At 66.2% G+C, this 16,973-nt stretch carries 13 protein-coding genes; 8 read left to right on the forward strand and 5 right to left on the reverse strand.

Annotated features, from left to right (window positions below; translation table 11 throughout):
* The first annotated feature begins 124 nt into the window (after window positions 1-124).
* From dnaA to gyrB, 4 genes are all read left to right on the forward strand, one after another.
* Window positions 125-1,600 (forward strand): chromosomal replication initiator protein DnaA, encoded by a 1,476-nt coding sequence (gene dnaA, locus FNA67_RS00005; RefSeq protein WP_049707141.1) that lies wholly within the window; start codon window positions 125-127, stop codon window positions 1,598-1,600.
* A gap of 135 nt (window positions 1,601-1,735) precedes the next feature.
* Window positions 1,736-2,854: a DNA polymerase III subunit beta gene (gene dnaN, locus FNA67_RS00010; protein WP_049707142.1), complete on the forward strand. Its 1,119-nt coding sequence runs from the start codon at window positions 1,736-1,738 to the stop codon at window positions 2,852-2,854.
* Between the two features lie 18 nt (window positions 2,855-2,872).
* Window positions 2,873-3,988 carry a DNA replication/repair protein RecF gene (gene recF / locus FNA67_RS00015; RefSeq protein ID WP_049707143.1) on the forward strand — a complete coding sequence of 372 codons (1,116 nt, stop codon included), beginning with the start codon at window positions 2,873-2,875 and terminating at the stop codon, window positions 3,986-3,988.
* 99 nt (window positions 3,989-4,087) lie between these two features.
* The gene (gyrB, locus tag FNA67_RS00020; RefSeq protein WP_049707144.1) at window positions 4,088-6,541 is read left to right on the forward strand and encodes a DNA topoisomerase (ATP-hydrolyzing) subunit B; all 2,454 of its coding nucleotides are present in this window, start codon (window positions 4,088-4,090) and stop codon (window positions 6,539-6,541) included.
* 705 nt (window positions 6,542-7,246) lie between these two features.
* Here the strand turns inward: gyrB and FNA67_RS00025 are convergent.
* Window positions 7,247-7,621: a YybH family protein gene (locus FNA67_RS00025; protein ID WP_244616421.1), complete on the reverse strand. Its 375-nt coding sequence runs from the start codon at window positions 7,619-7,621 to the stop codon at window positions 7,247-7,249.
* 233 nt (window positions 7,622-7,854) lie between these two features.
* Here FNA67_RS00025 and FNA67_RS00030 point away from each other — a divergent pair, with 233 nt between their 5' ends.
* Window positions 7,855-10,239 (forward strand): transglycosylase domain-containing protein, encoded by a 2,385-nt coding sequence (locus FNA67_RS00030; RefSeq protein WP_145976830.1) that lies wholly within the window; start codon window positions 7,855-7,857, stop codon window positions 10,237-10,239.
* Window positions 10,240-10,262: 23 nt separating this feature from the next.
* Here FNA67_RS00030 and FNA67_RS00035 read toward each other — a convergent pair whose 3' ends face one another.
* Together FNA67_RS00035 and FNA67_RS00040 are read right to left on the reverse strand one after the other, a co-directional pair.
* On the reverse strand, window positions 10,263-10,991 hold the full coding sequence (locus FNA67_RS00035) for a M48 family metallopeptidase (protein WP_049707145.1): 729 nt from the start codon (window positions 10,989-10,991) through the stop codon (window positions 10,263-10,265).
* Window positions 10,992-11,104: 113 nt separating this feature from the next.
* Window positions 11,105-11,557: a DUF2852 domain-containing protein gene (locus FNA67_RS00040; RefSeq protein WP_147654630.1), complete on the reverse strand. Its 453-nt coding sequence runs from the start codon at window positions 11,555-11,557 to the stop codon at window positions 11,105-11,107.
* Between the two features lie 139 nt (window positions 11,558-11,696).
* Between FNA67_RS00040 and FNA67_RS00045 the strand changes: the two genes are divergently transcribed.
* From FNA67_RS00045 to FNA67_RS00055, 3 genes are read left to right on the forward strand one after another with little or no spacing between them, the layout of a single operon-like run.
* Entirely contained in the window at window positions 11,697-12,998 is a 1,302-nt protein-coding gene (locus FNA67_RS00045) for an ActS/PrrB/RegB family redox-sensitive histidine kinase (protein WP_082202322.1), read from the forward strand.
* Window positions 12,999-13,044: 46 nt separating this feature from the next.
* The gene (locus FNA67_RS00050) at window positions 13,045-13,596 is read left to right on the forward strand and encodes an ActR/PrrA/RegA family redox response regulator transcription factor (RefSeq protein WP_049707147.1); all 552 of its coding nucleotides are present in this window, start codon (window positions 13,045-13,047) and stop codon (window positions 13,594-13,596) included.
* Window positions 13,597-13,640: 44 nt separating this feature from the next.
* Entirely contained in the window at window positions 13,641-15,299 is a 1,659-nt protein-coding gene (locus FNA67_RS00055) for an MBL fold metallo-hydrolase RNA specificity domain-containing protein (protein ID WP_082202323.1), read from the forward strand.
* Window positions 15,300-15,310: 11 nt separating this feature from the next.
* On the opposite strand, the gene FNA67_RS00060 is transcribed toward FNA67_RS00055, so the two are convergent.
* The gene (locus FNA67_RS00060; RefSeq protein ID WP_049707148.1) at window positions 15,311-15,772 is read right to left on the reverse strand and encodes an MmcB family DNA repair protein; all 462 of its coding nucleotides are present in this window, start codon (window positions 15,770-15,772) and stop codon (window positions 15,311-15,313) included.
* 2 nt (window positions 15,773-15,774) lie between these two features.
* The gene (locus tag FNA67_RS00065; protein ID WP_147654631.1) at window positions 15,775-16,968 is read right to left on the reverse strand and encodes an MFS transporter; all 1,194 of its coding nucleotides are present in this window, start codon (window positions 16,966-16,968) and stop codon (window positions 15,775-15,777) included.
* Window positions 16,969-16,973: the final 5 nt, after the last annotated feature.

Genomic DNA, 16,973 nt, shown 5'->3' on the forward strand with positions numbered 1-16,973 from the left:
TCCGGGCAGGGCGGCGAAGAGGGCACCAAACATGAGCAACGAAGCGACAGTCGGGCGCGTAGTTTGGCGTGAGAACAACAACAGAGTTCCTGGCCATTGGGCAGGAAAGAACGAGGCGCACACGATGGCTGAAGACCAAGCTGGCAATTCCACCGAGCAACGCGAGCTTTTCGCGCGGGTGAGGGCCAGGTTGAGGGCAGCCGTAGGGGAGGATGTCTTCACCTCCTGGTTCGCGCGTCTGGAGCTTGAAGAGCTGGTCGATGACCTTGCGCACCTCTCGGTGCCGACCCGCTTCCTCTGCTCCTGGATCCAGTCCAATTATGCCGAGCGCATCCTCGAAGCCTTCCAGGGCGAGAGCCAGGCCATCGGCCGCCTGCACTTTACGGTGCGCGTCAACGGTCAGGCCCGTCCGCGCCTGGCCCCGGTGGTCGAGGCCAGTGCTCCCGAGCAATCGGCGAGCGCCGCGGCACCCAAACCGATCGAGGTCGTCCAGCCCGCCGCCCCGCGTCTCATTCGCGACACGCCGGCAGCAGCCGCAGCCAAGGCCGATGCCCTTTCCGGCAGCGCGCTCGATCCGCGCCAGACCTTTGAAACCTTCGTTCCGGGCTCGGCCAACGAGATCGCCCTTGGCGTCGCCAAGCAGGTGGCCCATGCCGTGGTCAACAACACGGTGAGCTTCAACCCGGTCTATATCCATTCCACCGTTGGCCTGGGCAAGTCGCACCTGCTCAATGCCATCGCCTGGGCGGCTGGCGCCAACGAGCCGGGCCGCAACATCGTCTATCTGACGGCCGACCATTTCATGTACCACTTCATCACCGCCGTGCAGCGCCAGTCCGCGCTCGGTTTCAAGGAGTGGCTCCGTCGCGTCGACCTGCTCCTGATCGATGACATGCAATTCCTTCAGGGCAAGTCCGCCACCGAATTCGGCCATACGCTCGGAGCGCTGCTGACCGGCGCCAAGCAGGTGGTCGTGGCCGGCGACGCCGCCCCACGCGACCTCGAAATGCTCGATGAGCGCGTCCGTTCGCGCCTCTCGGGTGGTCTGGTCGTTCCGATCATGACCTTCGATGGCGATCTGCGCCGCTCCATCGTCATGAAGCGCGCCGAACAGGCTGCGGCCCGCTTTGCCGGCGTCACCTTCCCGCCCGCCGTCATCGATTATGTCGCCCGCGTCGTCGTTTCCCATGGCCGCGACCTCGATGGCGCCGTCAACCGCCTCGTCGCTGCCAACCAGCTTACCGGCGAGCCCATCACGGTGGCTCTTGCCGAAAAGACGCTGGCCGACCTCATCCGGGCCCGCGAGGCCCGCCGGGTGCGCATCGAGGACATCCTGCGCATCGTCTCGCGTCACTATAAGGTGCCGCGCAACGACCTGCTTTCCTCGCGCCGCTCGCGCGACGTCGTCCGTCCGCGCCAGATCGCCATGTACCTGGCCAAGTCGCTCACCTCGCGCTCCCTGCCCGAGATTGGCCGCCGCTTTGGCGGGCGCGACCACACCACCGTCCTTCACTCGGTCCGCAAGGTCGAGCAGATGATGAAGGACGATGGTGATCTCTGCCAGGAAATCGAACTCTTGAAGCGCATGCTCGAAGAGTGAAGAACGGTGCAAGACGGGCCGGTTTTTCCGCCCCGACTCTTGCCTTTTCGCCCCCCTTGCGCAAAGGTTCGAGGCCCCGGTTCGCCGGGGCTTTTGCTGTCCCGCGAGAGGGCAGGTCAATAGGGGTATGGTGTCATGCTGGTAACGCTCGAACGCAATCATCTGCTTAAATCGCTCGGTCACGTGCACCGGGTGGTGGAGCGGCGCAACACCTATCCGATCTTGGCCAACGTCCTGCTCAAGGCCACGCCCGAAGGCCTCGACCTGCGCGCCACCGACCTCGATATCGAAGTCACCGAGACCGTGCCCGCCATGGTCGGCACGCCTGGCACCACCACGGTTCCGGCCCACACCCTTTACGAAATCGTCCGCAAGCTCGCCGACGGCGCTGAAGTGCGGCTCGAGACTTCGGGGGCCGAGCAGATGCTCCTGACCTCCGGTCGCTCGCGCTTCCATCTGGCCTGCATCTCGCCCGACAGCTTCCCCGACCTCAAGTCGGGCACTTTCGCCCATTCCTTCTCGATCCCTGCCGCGACCCTGCGCGAGTTGATCGAGCGCACCCAGTTCGCCATCTCCAACGAGGAGACGCGCTACTATCTCAACGGCATTTACCTCCACACGCTGGAGGTCAACGGCCACCCGACCCTGCGCGCCGTCGCCACCGACGGGCACCGCATGGCGCGCGCCGAGACCGATGCGCCGGCCGGCGCCGCCGGCATGCCGGGCGTCATCGTGCCCAAGAAGACCGTGGGTGAAGTCCAGAAGCTTCTCGACGGCGCCGAAGGCGACGTGGCCGTGGAAGTCTCGGACACCAAGATCCGCTTCACGCTCGGCGGCGTGGTGCTGCTCTCCAAGCTGATCGAGGGAACCTTCCCCGATTACGATCGCGTCACGCCTAAGAACAATGACAAGGAAATGAACGTCGACCGCGCCGCCTTCGCCACCGCCGTCGATCGCGTTTCCACCATCGCCTCCGAGCGCGGCGGCAAGGCCGTCAAGCTCTCGCTCAACCAGGGCCAGCTCGAGCTCTCGGTCACCAATCCCGACCACGGCACCGCTTCGGAGGAACTGCCGGTCGAGTTCGAGACCGACAATTTCGAGATCGGCTTCAACGCCCGCTATCTCCTCGACATCGTCGGCCAGATCCGCTCGGACAACGCCGTCTTCCTCTTCAACGATGCCGGCTCTCCGACGCTCGTGCGTGAGGAAGGCGAAGCCAAGGCGCTTTACGTCCTCATGCCGATGCGCGTCTAAGGGCAACGCGCCGGGTTCATGCGCTACATCTCCCGCCTTCGCCTCACCGCCTTCCGCAACTACGCGTCGGCGGCGCTGGACCTCGATTCGCGCCACGTGGTGCTGATCGGGCCGAACGGGGCCGGCAAGACGAACCTCCTCGAAGCCATATCGATGCTCTCGCCGGGCCGGGGCCTGCGGCGGGCGCCCTTCGAAAGCCTCGCCAGCCAGGGCAGCGACCTGCCCTGGGCGGTGGCGGCGACGGTCGAGACCGATAACGGTCCGGTCGATATCGGCACCGGCGCCAGTCCCGGCGATGGCCCGCGGCGCGTGCGCATCAATGGCGCCAACGCCCGCAGCGTCGAGGACATGAGCGCCTACCTGCGCCTCCTCTGGCTGACCCCGGCCATGGACGGCCTCTTCTCGGGTCCTGCCAGCGATCGCCGACGCTTCCTCGACCGGCTGGTCACCACTCTCATCCCTGGTCATTCGGCCGCCGTCTCCGACTTCGACAAGGCCATGCGCCAGCGTAACCGCCTTCTCGAAGAGAACGCCGATCCGCTCTGGATTGCAGCCGTCGAGGCGCAGATGGCCGAAGGCGCCGCGGCCATCCATTTCGCCCGCGCCGATAGTCTGGGGCACCTCCAGGCGCTGATCGGAGAAAGCGTCGACGACGGGTCCTTCCCCAAGGCGACGCTGGCGCTGACCCCGCTCTTCGAGGATGGCAGTGAGCCGGGGTCATCAAGCGCGCTCGAAGCCGCCCTCAAGGCGGCCTGGCAGCGCTCCCGCGCCCTTGATCGCGCCGCCGGACGCACCACATTAGGACCTCACCGCGTCGATCTCGAAGTCTTCCATGCGCAAAAGCAGATGCCAGCCGCTCTCGGCTCGACCGGCGAGCAGAAGGCGCTTCTCATCGGGCTGGTCCTGGCTCAGGCCAAGCTCGTCTCGCGCATGACCGGCATCACCCCGTTCCTGCTGCTCGACGAGATCGCCGCACATCTCGATTCCGGCCGTCGCGCCTCGCTTTTCGCCGCGTTCGACAGCCTCGGGACCCAGTGCTTCATGACGGGAACGGACCCGGTCCTCTTCGAAGCCCTCGGTCCTCGCGCCCAGGTCGTCGCCGTCAAGGACGGCAGGCTTGCACCCAGTCCGTAATCCCCTCCAAAACCGGCCAAAATCGGCCATTTTGCTTGGGGATAAGCACCCCATCCGCTAGAAACGGATAACTCCCAAAATTTCCTGATTCGGGATCCCATGACCGACGAAACCAACCACGATTCCTCCGAGTACGGCGCCGACTCCATCAAGGTCCTCAAGGGCCTGGATGCGGTGCGCAAGCGCCCGGGCATGTATATCGGGGATACCGACGACGGTTCGGGCCTGCATCACATGGTCTACGAGGCTGTCGATAACGCCATCGACGAGGCTCTGGCCGGTCACGCTGACCTGGTGACGGTGATCCTCAATGCCGATGGCTCGGCGTCCATCATCGACAATGGCCGCGGCATGCCCACCGGCATCCACAAGGAAGAGGGTGTCTCGGCGGCCGAGGTCATCATGACCCAGCTCCATGCCGGCGGTAAGTTCGACCAGAATTCCTATAAGGTTTCCGGTGGCCTGCACGGCGTCGGCATCTCGGTGGTGAACGCGCTTTCCACCTGGCTGCGCCTGAAAATCCGTCGCGATGGCGAGATTCACGAGATGGGCTTCACCCATGGCGAGCCCGATGCGCCGCTGGCCGTCACCGGCACCTACGAGCAGAACAAGACCCCGGGCACCTATGAGGGCCGCTCGGGCACCGAGGTCAGCTTCCTGCCCTCGCCGCAGACCTTCACCCAGGTCGAGTTCGACTTCAAGACGCTCGAACACCGCCTGCGCGAGCTGGCTTTCCTCAATTCGGGCGTGCGCATCATCCTCTCGGATCGCCGCCACCCCGAGCCGGTCGATGTCGAGCTGCACTATGAGGGCGGCCTCGAAGCCTTCGTGAAATATCTCGACAAGGCCAAGCAGCCGATCATGGAATCGCCCATCTCGTTCACGCACGAGAAAGACGGCATTACCGTCGAGGTCGCGCTGCAGTGGAACGACAGCTACCACGAGAACGTGCTCTGCTTTACCAACAACATCCCGCAGCGCGATGGCGGCACGCACCTGGCGGGCCTGCGCGCCGCGCTGACGCGCCAGATCACCAGCTATGCCGAGACCAGCGGCATCCTCAAGCGCGAGAAGGTGCAGCTTTCCGGTGAAGACGCCCGCGAGGGGCTGACCTGCGTGCTCTCGGTCAAGGTGCCGGACCCCAAATTCTCCTCCCAGACCAAGGACAAGCTGGTTTCCTCCGAGGTGCGCCCGGCCGTCGAGAATGTCGTCAACGACAAGCTCGGCCAATGGTTCGAGGAGCATCCCTCCGAGGCCAAGAACGTGGTCGGCAAGGTCGCCGAGGCCGCTGCTGCCCGCGAAGCGGCCCGCAAGGCGCGCGAACTCACCCGCCGCAAGTCGGCCCTTGAGATCTCCTCGCTCCCCGGCAAGCTCGCCGACTGCCAGGAGAAGGATCCGGCCAAGTCCGAGATCTTCCTGGTGGAGGGTGACTCCGCTGGTGGCTCGGCCAAGCAGGGGCGCGATCGCGCCACCCAGGCGGTGCTGCCGCTCAAGGGCAAGATCCTCAATGTCGAGCGCGCGCGCTTCGACCGCATGATTTCGTCCGAGCAGGTGGGCACGCTCATCACCGCGCTCGGCACCGGGATCGGGCGCGAGGAATTCAACGCCGACAAGCTCCGTTATCACAAGATCATCATCATGACGGACGCCGATGTCGACGGCGCCCACATCCGCACGCTGCTGCTGACGTTCTTCTACCGGCAGACCCCCGAACTGCTCGAGCGCGGCCACATCTATATCGCCCAGCCGCCGCTCTATAAGATCAAGCGCGGTTCCTCCGAGCAGTATCTCAAGGACGAGAAGGCCCTAGAGGACTACCTCATCTCTGGCGGTGTCGACGACGCGGTCTTCACCACGCGCAAGGGCACGACCCATGCGGGCGCCGATCTTCTCGACATCGTCAACCAGGCCCGTGACCTCGTGCATGGCATCGAGAGCCTCAACACCCGCTACAACCGCTCCATCGTCGAGCAGGCCGCCATCGTCGGCGGGCTGGATCCCGAGGCGGTGGCCGATCCTGCCCGCTCGGGCGAAGTCATGCAGCGCGTCGCCAACCGGCTCGATCGCATCACCGACGAGTACGAACGCGGCTGGAAAGGCGAGGTCACCGACGAGGACGGCCTCAATTTCAGCCGCACCGTGCGCGGCGTGACCGAGAGCCACCTCATCGACAAGGCCCTGCTCAACAGCGCCGACGCCCGCAAGCTGCGCCAGATCACCGGCAAGCTCGACGACCTGTACGGCGGCGTCGCCAAGCTGGTGCGCAAGGGCGAGGAAACCCCGATCTACGGCCCGTCCTCGCTGTTCAAGGCGATCACCGATGCCGGCCGCAAGGGCATTTCCCTCCAGCGCTACAAGGGCCTGGGCGAGATGAACCCCGAGCAGCTCTGGGAAACCACGCTCGATCCCAATGTGCGCACCCTGCTCAAGGTCGAGGTCAAGGAGAGCGACGAAGCCGACCTGACCTTCACCCAGCTCATGGGCGACCTGGTCGAGCCGCGCCGCGACTTCATCCAGGACAATGCCCTCAGCGTCGCCAATCTCGACGTCTAGCTGCTGATTTCGGCAAGGGGCCGCCTCCGGGCGGCCCTTTTCGTTTAGGCATCCCGAAACGCCGGCTCGGATCGCTCCGGTCGGTTGCGGGGTGGTTCATTGGCGGCTCGGGGCGAGGTTTGCCTCAAGTCGATGGATGCTAGCGATAGTGCGAGGCATCGCCTCGCCCCTTGAGCGTTTGGGGTTTCTACAAGCCCGTCCACGCAAGTTGCCCGCGAGCGCACTCCGGGCCGGTCACGTCACACTTAGGCCGTAAGCCCAGGCGCCCCCGGACTTCCCCCAACTCCCAGATCCTGGCGGCAGAGCAAGATGCAGGCTGTCGACTTTCCTGCACCCAGTCCTGACGCCAGCCGCCGCAGCACCGCGTACCGTGCCTCGCCGTTGGCGGAGGGATCGGGAAAGTATGCGGGAGGGGTGGTGTGCGGGGATAAGTGTTTTTGGAGCTTTGTCGAGATTGGGGTGGCACGCGCTCTCTCCGCCCATTCCCCGGCGCAGTTTCCCCGCTCTGGGGCGGGGATAGATTTCCTGGGCCCGACCACAAGGGGGAGGGAGGCGATGGGGTTGGGGCGGTGGAAACACGCGGGGCAGTGGTGGCGCGGTTGTCTGGAGTTGGTCACGCCTTCCGCGGGGGCCACTTCTGAGGCCGAAACGGTTGGAAAACACCGATCAGCCCGTCGGGGTGGCGCGCCGGCGATTCCCCGCTACCTACGCTTCCCGGCTCAAATGCTCGTGAACGATTTTCCAGCCGGCGGGTTCGCGGCGCAGGACCGTTGTGCCGCGGCCGTGGCCCTGGGTGGGGGCGCCGTTGATCTCGCCGCGCCAGTTGAAGCGGTAGATGCAGCTGGCGGCATCGGGGCCAAGCGCGATCCAGCGCAATTCGTCGAGCCAGTAATGCTCGTCGCGGACCAGATCCCAGGTGCGCTCGAAGGCCTGGCGGATGGTGGGGCCGGTAAACGAACCCTCCGAGAACCAGAAACTGGCCTCCTCCGAGATCAGCGGCGCCAGCTCGTCGAACCGGTGCCTGTTGATACGCTCGCCATAGAGCGCCATGACCGCCTCGGGCCCGTCGGTCGCGTCCAAAATCGTCCTCCCCGGCGCAAAAAGTGATGTTACCGGACGGCAACAACCCTTGGCAGGCCGGCCTCCGTCACATAAACCGGCCACATTTGCTGGCGATAGCGTAGCGTGCCGCCAAGCGCAGGGGAAAGGGTTTTGTCGCCCGACCCGTTAGCTGCTAAAGCTTGGCTTTCAAGGCATTGAATGGCTTGCGCCGCCAGGGCGCAAAGCTCGAGATTGGCCCCGGGGCTCGGTTCATGGAATTTCGCATCTCTCCTGAAGATCGGGTCGGCGCACAGCCGGCCGCCAAGCGTGGTCGCAAGACCGCTGCCAAGCGCACCGGTTGGGGAGCCAAGAAGGTAGAACCCTCCATGGGAGCGGCCGCCGTCGGCAGCTTCGTGGACGACGAACGCTCCGGTGGCGCCCCGCCGCCCAAGAAGCCGCAGCGCGGCAAGGCCAAGCCCGCCAAGGCCAAGCGGAGCCGCAAGCGCAACACCGCTGGCGGCTTCCTGATGCGGCTCTTCTACTGGGTCTTCATCCTCGCCATCTGGGGCGGCATCGCCGTAGCCGGCATCGTGGTCTATTTCGCCGCGCAACTGCCCGCGTCCGACACCTGGGCCGTGCCCGACCGGCCGCCCAATATCCGCATCCTCGCCGCCGATGGCCAGCTGATCTCCAACCGCGGCAAGACCGGCGGCGAAGCCGTCTCGATCCGCGAGCTGCCCTATTACGTGCCGGCCGCCTTCATCGCCATCGAAGACCGCCGCTTCATGAGCCATTTCGGCATCGATCCGATCGGCCTGGCTGCCGTGGCGCTCGAAAGCCTCAAGGCCGGCGGGGTTACCCGTGGCGCTTCGACCATCACCCAGCAGGTCGCCAAGAATCTCTTCCTCTCGCCGGACCAGACCCTGGGCCGCAAGGTGCAGGAAGCGGTGCTGGCCCTCTGGCTGGAGCGCAACTATTCCAAGGACCAGATCCTCGAGCTCTATCTCAACCGCATGTTCTTCGGCCACAATTCCTACGGCATCGAAGCGGCGGCGCAGACCTATTTCGGCGTCTCGGCGCGCAACCTGTCTCTGGCCCAGGCGGCCATGCTGGCGGGCGTGCTCAAGGCACCCTCGACCTACAATCCCAAGTCCAACCCCGAACGTGCCGCCCAGCGCCAGAAACTGGTGCTCCAGGCCATGGCCGAGGAAGGCTACATCACCCAGGACGAGGCCAAGGCGGCCGCGATCGATCCGGGTCAGCCCATCCGCACCAAGGTGGCCGGCGCCGAATCCTACGTCGCAGACTGGGTCGAAAGCCTCATGCAGGCCTATATCGGGGACATCAAGGAAGACGTGGTCGTGCAGACCACCATCAACTGGGATCTCCAGAAGCAGGCCGAGTTCATCGTCAAGGAAGCGGTCGCCAAGGAAGGGCCCAAGCGCGGCTTCTCCCAGGGCGCGCTGGTCGCCATGGAGCCCGACGGCACCGTGCGCGCCATGGTGGGCGGGGTGGACTACGCCAAGAGCCAGTACAACCGCGCCGTGACCGCGCGCCGCCAGCCCGGCTCGGCCTTCAAGCCCTTCGTCTACCTGGCAGCCATGGAAAAGGGCTATACGCCCGACACCGTGGCCGATGACGCCCCCTTCACCTATGAGGGCTGGAGCCCGGAAAACGCCTCGCGCAAGTATAATGGTCCGGTGACGCTTCGCACGGGCCTGGCCTATTCGCTCAATACCATCGCTGCGCGCCTGGCCATCGACGTCACCCCGCAAGTGGTGGTCGAGACAGCCATGCGCATGGGCATTTCCTCCCACATGGATGCGGTGCCCTCGATTGCGCTGGGCACCTCGGAAGTCTCCCTGCTCGAGCTGACCGCGGCCTATGCGCCCTTCGCCAATGGCGGCAACGGGGTCATTGCCAACGTCATCACCCATATCGAGACCGCCAGCGGCAAGACGCTCTATGACGCCGTGCCCGCCGGCCCCGGACAGGTGATTGCCCCGCCCATCCTCGCCGAGATGAACGACATGCTCCAGACCGCCGTCCAGGTCGGTACGGGCAAGGGCGCCCATCTCAACGGCTGGCCGATCGGCGGCAAGACCGGTACGTCCCAGAAGGCGCGCGACGCGCTCTTCGTGGGCTATACGTCCCACATGGTGACCGGCGTCTGGCTCGGGAACGACGACGAGAAGAAGACCTCGCTCTCGGGCGGCAACGTGCCGGCGCAGATCTGGACCGAGTTCATGAACAAGGCGCACCAGGGCCTGACGGTCGCCGCCATTCCGGGCGGGGTCACCCAGCCGACCACCGCCGACCTGCCCATGCAGCCCATGATGGATGCCAACGGCAACCCCGTGCTCACCCCCGATGGCGAGCAGGTCTACGAGGCCGTGCCCCAGCAATATCTCCAGCCCGCCCAGGAGGCGCCGGCCGGCGATGTGCTCGGCCAGCCCCAGACGCTGCCGCCGGAGGGCCAGCTCGGCGACATCAACGGCATCCAGCCGACCCAGCTCGAGCCCCAGGCCCAGCAGCAGGTCTACATGCAGCCGCCCGCCGACGTGCCCCAGCAGCAGCAACCGCAGCCGATCCAGCAGGTCGAGCCGCAGAAGAAGACCACGGTGGTCGACATCATCAACGGTATCTTCGGGAACTAGCGGCCCGGCGAGTTTCGCCGGGCTCAGGCCTCGATGCCATAGGCCATGAGCTCGCGCCCATGCGCCTTGAGCCAGGCCTTGCCGCGCTCCATGTCGGGCAGCGTGCGCCTGACCGTCGCCCAGAAGGCCGGGGAGTGGTTCATCTCGACCAGGTGCGCCACTTCGTGGGCCGCCACGTAGTCGAGCACGAAATCGGGCGCCAGCACCAGCCGCCAGTTGAAGTTGAGGCGTCCCGCGCTCGAGCACGAGCCCCAGCGCGTGGACTGGCTGCGCATGCTGATCGACTTGACCTTGACGTTCAGATTGGCGGCGTGGATCGCCACGCGTGCCTCGAGGTCGCGCTGCGCCTCGGCCTTGAACCAGTCGGTGAGGCGTCGGGAATGGTGCTGCGGCTCTCCCGGCACGAAGAGCGATGGCCCCTCGGCCACCAGCAGCGCCTCGACCCGCCCGCGCACCTTGCCCGTGCCCACTATGCGGTGGCGCACGCCGCGCACCGGTACCTCGGCGCCTTCGGCGAAGGGCAGGGGCCCGGCGCTGCGCTTGAGGCGCGCCGCGAGCCAGGCCGTCTGCCGGTTGAGAAAGGCCTCGGCCTCCGACCAGCGCCCGTGCCGCGGCACCGTCAGCACCGGACCGCCCTGATGGGGAATCGAGAGCCGATAGCTGCGTGCACGCGCGCTCACCCGCACCGCGATCTGGACGGGCTGGCCGTCGACGCGGGCCTGGGTGGAAGCGGGAAACTTGGGTTCGAACAATCGCAGCATCCTGGCGATAAGAGCCGATTCGCCCGGTACAGTTCCACAGACAAAAGACGCCCCTTGCGGGGCGTCAGGTAGCAACTTCACTCAAAGTTGCGTCAGGAGGAGACCTAGACCTGTGTCGGGTTGTCGTCCGAGGACGGCTGGCCGTAATTGGGCCGGTTCCCGTTGCGGTTACGCATGAAGCGATCGAACTCTTCGCGATCCTTGGCCATGCGCAGGTTGCGCATGTACTCGTGGAACTCGTTGATCTCTTCGTCGAGCCGGCGGCGTTCCTCTTCGAGGCGCTTGAGCTGCTCGTCGCGATATTCGTCGAACGCGGCATTGCCGCTGCCGAAGCTGTTGCGGGCAAAGCCGCGCGGGCCGCAGCCCCAGCTCCGGTTGGCCCAGGCCTTCTGCTTGTTGACCCAGGCGTCGGCACGTTCGGCCGAACCGCCGAACTTCTCGCCCCAGATGATATAGGCCAGCATCGCCAGGCCGAGCGGCCAGAACACGATGAAGCCCAGCACCATCAGGGCGATGGTGAGCGGTGACCATTGCGGTTTGATAATGGCAGTGTGCATTGCGGTACTCCCAGTCACGAACAAGGCTGATTTGGTCCCGTCCAGCCGGCGATCAACGGGACGCATGGGGTTTTTTGCCCTTGAAAAGCCGGTTAACCCTACCTATCGCGGTACGATATCGGCGGGCGAGGAGACCCAAATGACTATCATGGAGCCATCCGGCGCCCTCCAGCAGGCGGCGACCTTCAGGCCTATAAGGCTTGAGACCCTGGTCTGGTTGCGCTGGCTGGCCGTCGGCGGCCAGACGGTCGCCGTGCTCTTCGTCGAATTCGTCCTCGGCTACCCCACTCCACTCGCCCCATGCCTCGCCCTTATCGGGCTTTCGGTGGTGATGAATCTGGTCTTCATCTTCCGCCACCGCGCCGGCGACCGCCTGCGCCCCGAAGTCGCCGCCGTCCAGCTCGCCTATGACTGCCTCCAGCTCGGCGCCCTGCTGGCGCTGACCGGCGGGCTGCAGAACCCGTTCTCGATCCTGCTTCTGGCTCCCATCTCGGTTTCGGCCACGACCCTTCCCCAGCGCGCCACCGTTTACCTCGTGCTGCTGGTGGCGGTCATCGCCTCGGGCCTGTCGGTCTGGCACATGCCGCTGCCCTGGAAGCCGGATACCCGGCTCGTCTTCGATCGCCTCTATGTGGTGGGAATCTGGGTTTCGCTGCTCTGCGGGGTGGTCTTCATCGCCACCTATATCAACCGCGTCGCCCACGAGGCGCGCCAGCTCGCCGACGCGCTCAACGCCACCGAGCTGGCGCTCTCGCGCCACGAGCAGCTCAACGCCCTCGATGGCCTGGCCGCCGCTGCCGCGCACGAACTGGGCACGCCCCTCTCGACCATCGCGCTCGTCGCCAAGGAGATGCGCAACGAAGTGCCGCCCGGTCCCCTGGCCGAGGACGTGGACCTGCTCATCGAGCAGTCCCAGCGCTGCGGCTCGATTCTGGCCAAGCTGCGCGACCTGGGGGCCGAGCGCGGCGATCCCTTCGCCGCCGCCCCCCTGGGCGATATCCTGGCCGAGGTTGCCAGCCCCCACCAGAAGCGCAGGACCATCCGCCTGCAATCGGAGGGCGATGCCGAAACCGCCCCGACCGTCCACCGCAATGCCGGCCTGCTCTATGGGCTGGGCAATCTTATCGAGAACGCCACCGAGTTCGCCCGCGAGGCGGTGACCGTGCGCGCCGCCTGGGACGCCTCGACGGTGACCGTGACCATTACCGATGACGGCCCGGGCTTCCCGCCCGAGCTCATGGCACGCCTGGGCGAGCCCTATCTCACCACCCGGGCCCGAGTCGCGGGCGCCGATTCCGGCGGGCTGGGACTGGGCATCTTCATCGCCAAGACGCTGCTCGAACGCACCGGGGCGCAACTGCGCTTCCAGAATGTGCATCCGGATCGCTTCGCCCAGGTACAGGTCACCTGGCCGCGCAAGGTCATCGAACAGTCCGTATAGGCCGAGTTCTTTTGACGTTTGGGCCGCAAGGTCTTATGTGAAGGCCATGAGTAACTTTGACGAACTTTTGCAGTCCGACCGGACTTTGCTGCTCGTTGACGACGACAAGGTCTTCCTGACGCGCCTCGAGCGCGCCATGGTCAAGCGGGGCTTTGAGGTGCGCATTGCCGACACGGTTGCCGACGGCGTCGCCGCCGTCAATGCCGAGCCTCCCGCCTTCGCGGTCGTCGATCTGCGCCTCGAGGACGGCAATGGCCTGCAGGTCCTCTCGACCCTGCACGAAAAACGCCCCGACGCCCGCGCCGTGGTCCTCACCGGCTATGGCAACATCGCCACCGCCGTGACCGCGGTCAAGTTGGGCGCCGTCGACTACCTGGCCAAGCCCGCCGATGCCGACGACGTCATCAACGCCCTCCTGGCCAATGGCGAGGAGCATCCCGAGCCGCCCGAGAACCCGATGTCGGCCGACCGCGTCCGTTGGGAACATATCCAGCGCGTCTACGAACTGTGCGACCGCAACGTCTCGGAAACGGCAAGGCGCCTCAACATGCACAGGCGCACCCTCCAGCGCATCCTGGCCAAGCGCGCGCCGCGCTAGCGGCCCCAAGGCTGCTCGTCCCCCCGGAACCACAAGGAGAAGACATGACCGTCACGCTTGAGTTCCACGGGGCGGCCGGCACCGTGACCGGCTCGTGCTACCGGGTGCTGCATCCGCACGGCCAGTTCCTGGTCGATTGCGGCCTCTTCCAGGGCAACAGGACGGTGCGCGAGCTCAACTACAAGCCGACCCCGTTCGATCCGAAAAAGATCGACTTCGTGCTGCTCACCCACGCCCATATCGACCATTGTGGCCTACTGCCCAAGCTCTACCACCAGGGCTTTTCCGGGCCGATGTGGATGACCGCCCCGACGGCGGGCCTGCTCGAATATCTCCTGCTCGATGCCGCCGGCATCCAGGAGAGCGAGACCGAGCAGGAAAACCGCAAGCTCGCGCGCAAGAACGAACCGCTCCTCCAGCCCCTCTACACCATCGAGGACGCCCAGGAGACCCTCAAGCACCGCCAGACCACCGACTACCAGGCCTGGATCTCGCCCGGTCCGGGCGTGCGTGCCCGCTTCTGGAATGCCGGCCATATCCTGGGTTCGGCCTCCATCGAGGTGGAAGTGGCCGACAATGACGGCTCGACCATCACCCTGCTGTTCTCGGGCGATATCGGCCCGGACGAGAAGGTCTTCTACAAGGAGCCCGAGGCCCCGGCCGGGTTCGACTACATCCTGTGCGAGAGCACCTATGGCGGGCGCGAGCGCGACGACTATACGCTGGTCCAGCGCCGCGAGGCCCTCAAGCACGAGATCAACGAAGCGCTCGGGCGCGGCGGCAACCTCGTGATCCCGGCCTTCGCGGTGGAGCGCAGCCAGGAACTGCTCCACGACATCGGCGTGCTCATCAAGGAGGGGCAGATCAACCCCACCCTGGTGTTCCTCGATAGTCCCCTGGCGAGCAAGGTTACCGGCGTCTACAAGAAATACGCCTCCATGTTCGAGGATACCGATCTCACGGCCGACGAACTCTTCAACGACCCGCGCTTCCGCATCGTGGAGTCGGTGGAGGAGAGCAAGGCGATCAATTCGATCCGCGGCGGCGCCATCATCCTTTCTGCCTCGGGCATGGCCGATGCCGGGCGTATCAAGCACCACCTGCGCAACAACCTGCCGCGCGCCAACGCCACCGTGCTGTTCGTGGGTTACCAGGCGCCCGGCACGCTCGGCCAGATCATCCAGTCCGGCGCGCGCGAAGTGCGCATCCACGGCGAAGTGGTGACGGTGCGCGCCCGGGTGCGCAGCCTCGGCAATTACTCCGCCCATGCCGACCATTCCGAGCTCATGGCCTGGATCCGCGAGCGCCTGCCCGCCCATGGCGCCATCTTCCTCACCCATGGCGAGGACGAGGAGCGCGCCGCCCTGCGGGCCGCGCTGGTCACGTCGGGGATCGGGGGCGATCAGGTGGTGCTGCCCATGCTCGACGACGCCTTCGAGTTGCGGGCCTCGGGCGTGGCGGGGGTGACGCGCCCGGAAGTGCAGCGCATCGATCCGGCCCAGCTTCATACCGACTGGCACATGGCCTATGCCCAGTTCCTGATCGGGCTGGGTGACATCATCAAGGGCGCCGACAGCGATGCGCGGCGGCTGGCGGTGATGAACGCCCTCCAAAAGCAATTAAACTCCCTCAACGCTCCCGTCACCACCCCGGTCATGCCCACGGTCACCGAAACCGTCCACGCCGAGCCGGGCGGGGAATAGGAGCCCGGGCGCTAGAGTTCGCCCGGATCCATCAGCGTATGGATGCGGTCGGCGCCCAGCCGCGCCAGCTTGAGCGTCAGCGCCTTGCGGCGCGCGCCGGGCAGGGGATCATCCTTGGCCGCGCGCAATATGGCTGCGTCATGGGCATCGGCCACGATCAGCCCCTCGTCCTGGGGAAAGATGTCCGGATCGAGCTCGGGCGGCTTGGCGAAATAGAAGCGGTCGCAGAATTCCTTGTAGTGGTGCCACTTGGCATCGACCTGGAAGTCGATGAGGCTCGACTTGATCTCGACGATCCAGATTTCGCCCCTGGGCCCCACCCCCAATATGTCGGCGCGTCGGCCGTTGGCCAGCGGCACCTCGGCAAAGCAGCAGACATCGTGCTGGCCGCGCAGGAACCGCATCACCCCGCGCTGGACGCGCAGGGCAGTGGGCGATTGGCGCAGGTCCACGATCTGGGGCAGGTCGGCCATTGCTATCCGTGCGGCGAAGTCGGAACGGGCGGCGTGGCGCCGGGGCGGGGCAGGCCGCGCCGTGCCGGCAGCGATCGTACCAAAGCCAGGGCGGCAAAGACCAGCGGCAGGCACACCAGGTAGGAATCGCGGATGCCCATGTACTGGGCCACGAAGCCGAGCAGTGGCGGGGCAAGGAAGAAGACCACGAACGTCACCTGCCCCATGGCCGCGACGTTGACCGCCGAGGGGCGGTCGGTGCGCTGGGCGGCCGCCGAGACCGCCAGCGGATAGACCGCGCTGGCGCCCAGCCCCAGCAGCGAGAACCCGAGCAGCGCCACCGCCGTCGAGGGCGCGAAGGCCACCGCGATCAACCCCGCCGCGCTCGCCGAAAGCAGGACGGTGGCCACCAGGCGCGCCCCAAGCCGATCGACCACCGGGTCGATGAAGAGGCGCGCCCCCGCCATGAAGGCGGTAAAGAGCGTCAGCCCCATGCCGCCGATGAAGGGCTCGGCCTCGAAGACGTCGCGCATGTAGATGGTCGACCAGTCAACGCCCGCGCCTTCCACCAGGAACGCCGCCATGCCGATGATGCAGAGCGGCAGCAGTCCCCAGGTGGGGAAGGCGATGCGGTGGATCTGGTCGTCGGCCGCCGTATGGACGCGCGTCGGGGCTTCCTCGAGCTGCCAGATGATCGCCGCGCCCGCCACCAGCACCAGGACGAGGACCGCCCCGACATGCACCTGGATGGAGACGCCCGCCTGCCGGATGGCGGCGCTGATGAGCGAGGTGACGAAAAAGCCCAGGCTCCAGAAGCCGTGGGCGCGGCTCATGATGCCGCGGCCCAGTTCGGCCTCGCGCCGGTCGAGCTGGACATTGAGGTTGATCTCGAGCGCCCCGGCGAGCAGGCCCGCCGCCACCAGGGCGCAGAAGGCCAGCGGCGCCCAGCCGATGAAGGCGACGCTGCAATAGAGCGCTGCTGTCCCCAGCACCGTCACCAGCGCCGTCCGGCGTGCGCCGAACCGCTCGATGATGGGACTGGCGAAGGTGAGCGAAATCAGCGAGCCGATGGCCATGCCGATAAGGGTGAGGCCGAGCTGGCTCTCGGTGACGCCCAGGTTGTGCTGCACGTCGGGCAGGCGCGACAGCACCGCCCCCGTGGCCACCGCGAACAGGAAGAAGCAGGAATAGAGACGGTGATGTTGCGCCAGGCGCATCGGAG

The organism is Youhaiella tibetensis (genome assembly GCF_008000755.1).
In the GTDB taxonomy this organism is placed as follows: domain Bacteria; phylum Pseudomonadota; class Alphaproteobacteria; order Rhizobiales; family Devosiaceae; genus Paradevosia; species Paradevosia tibetensis.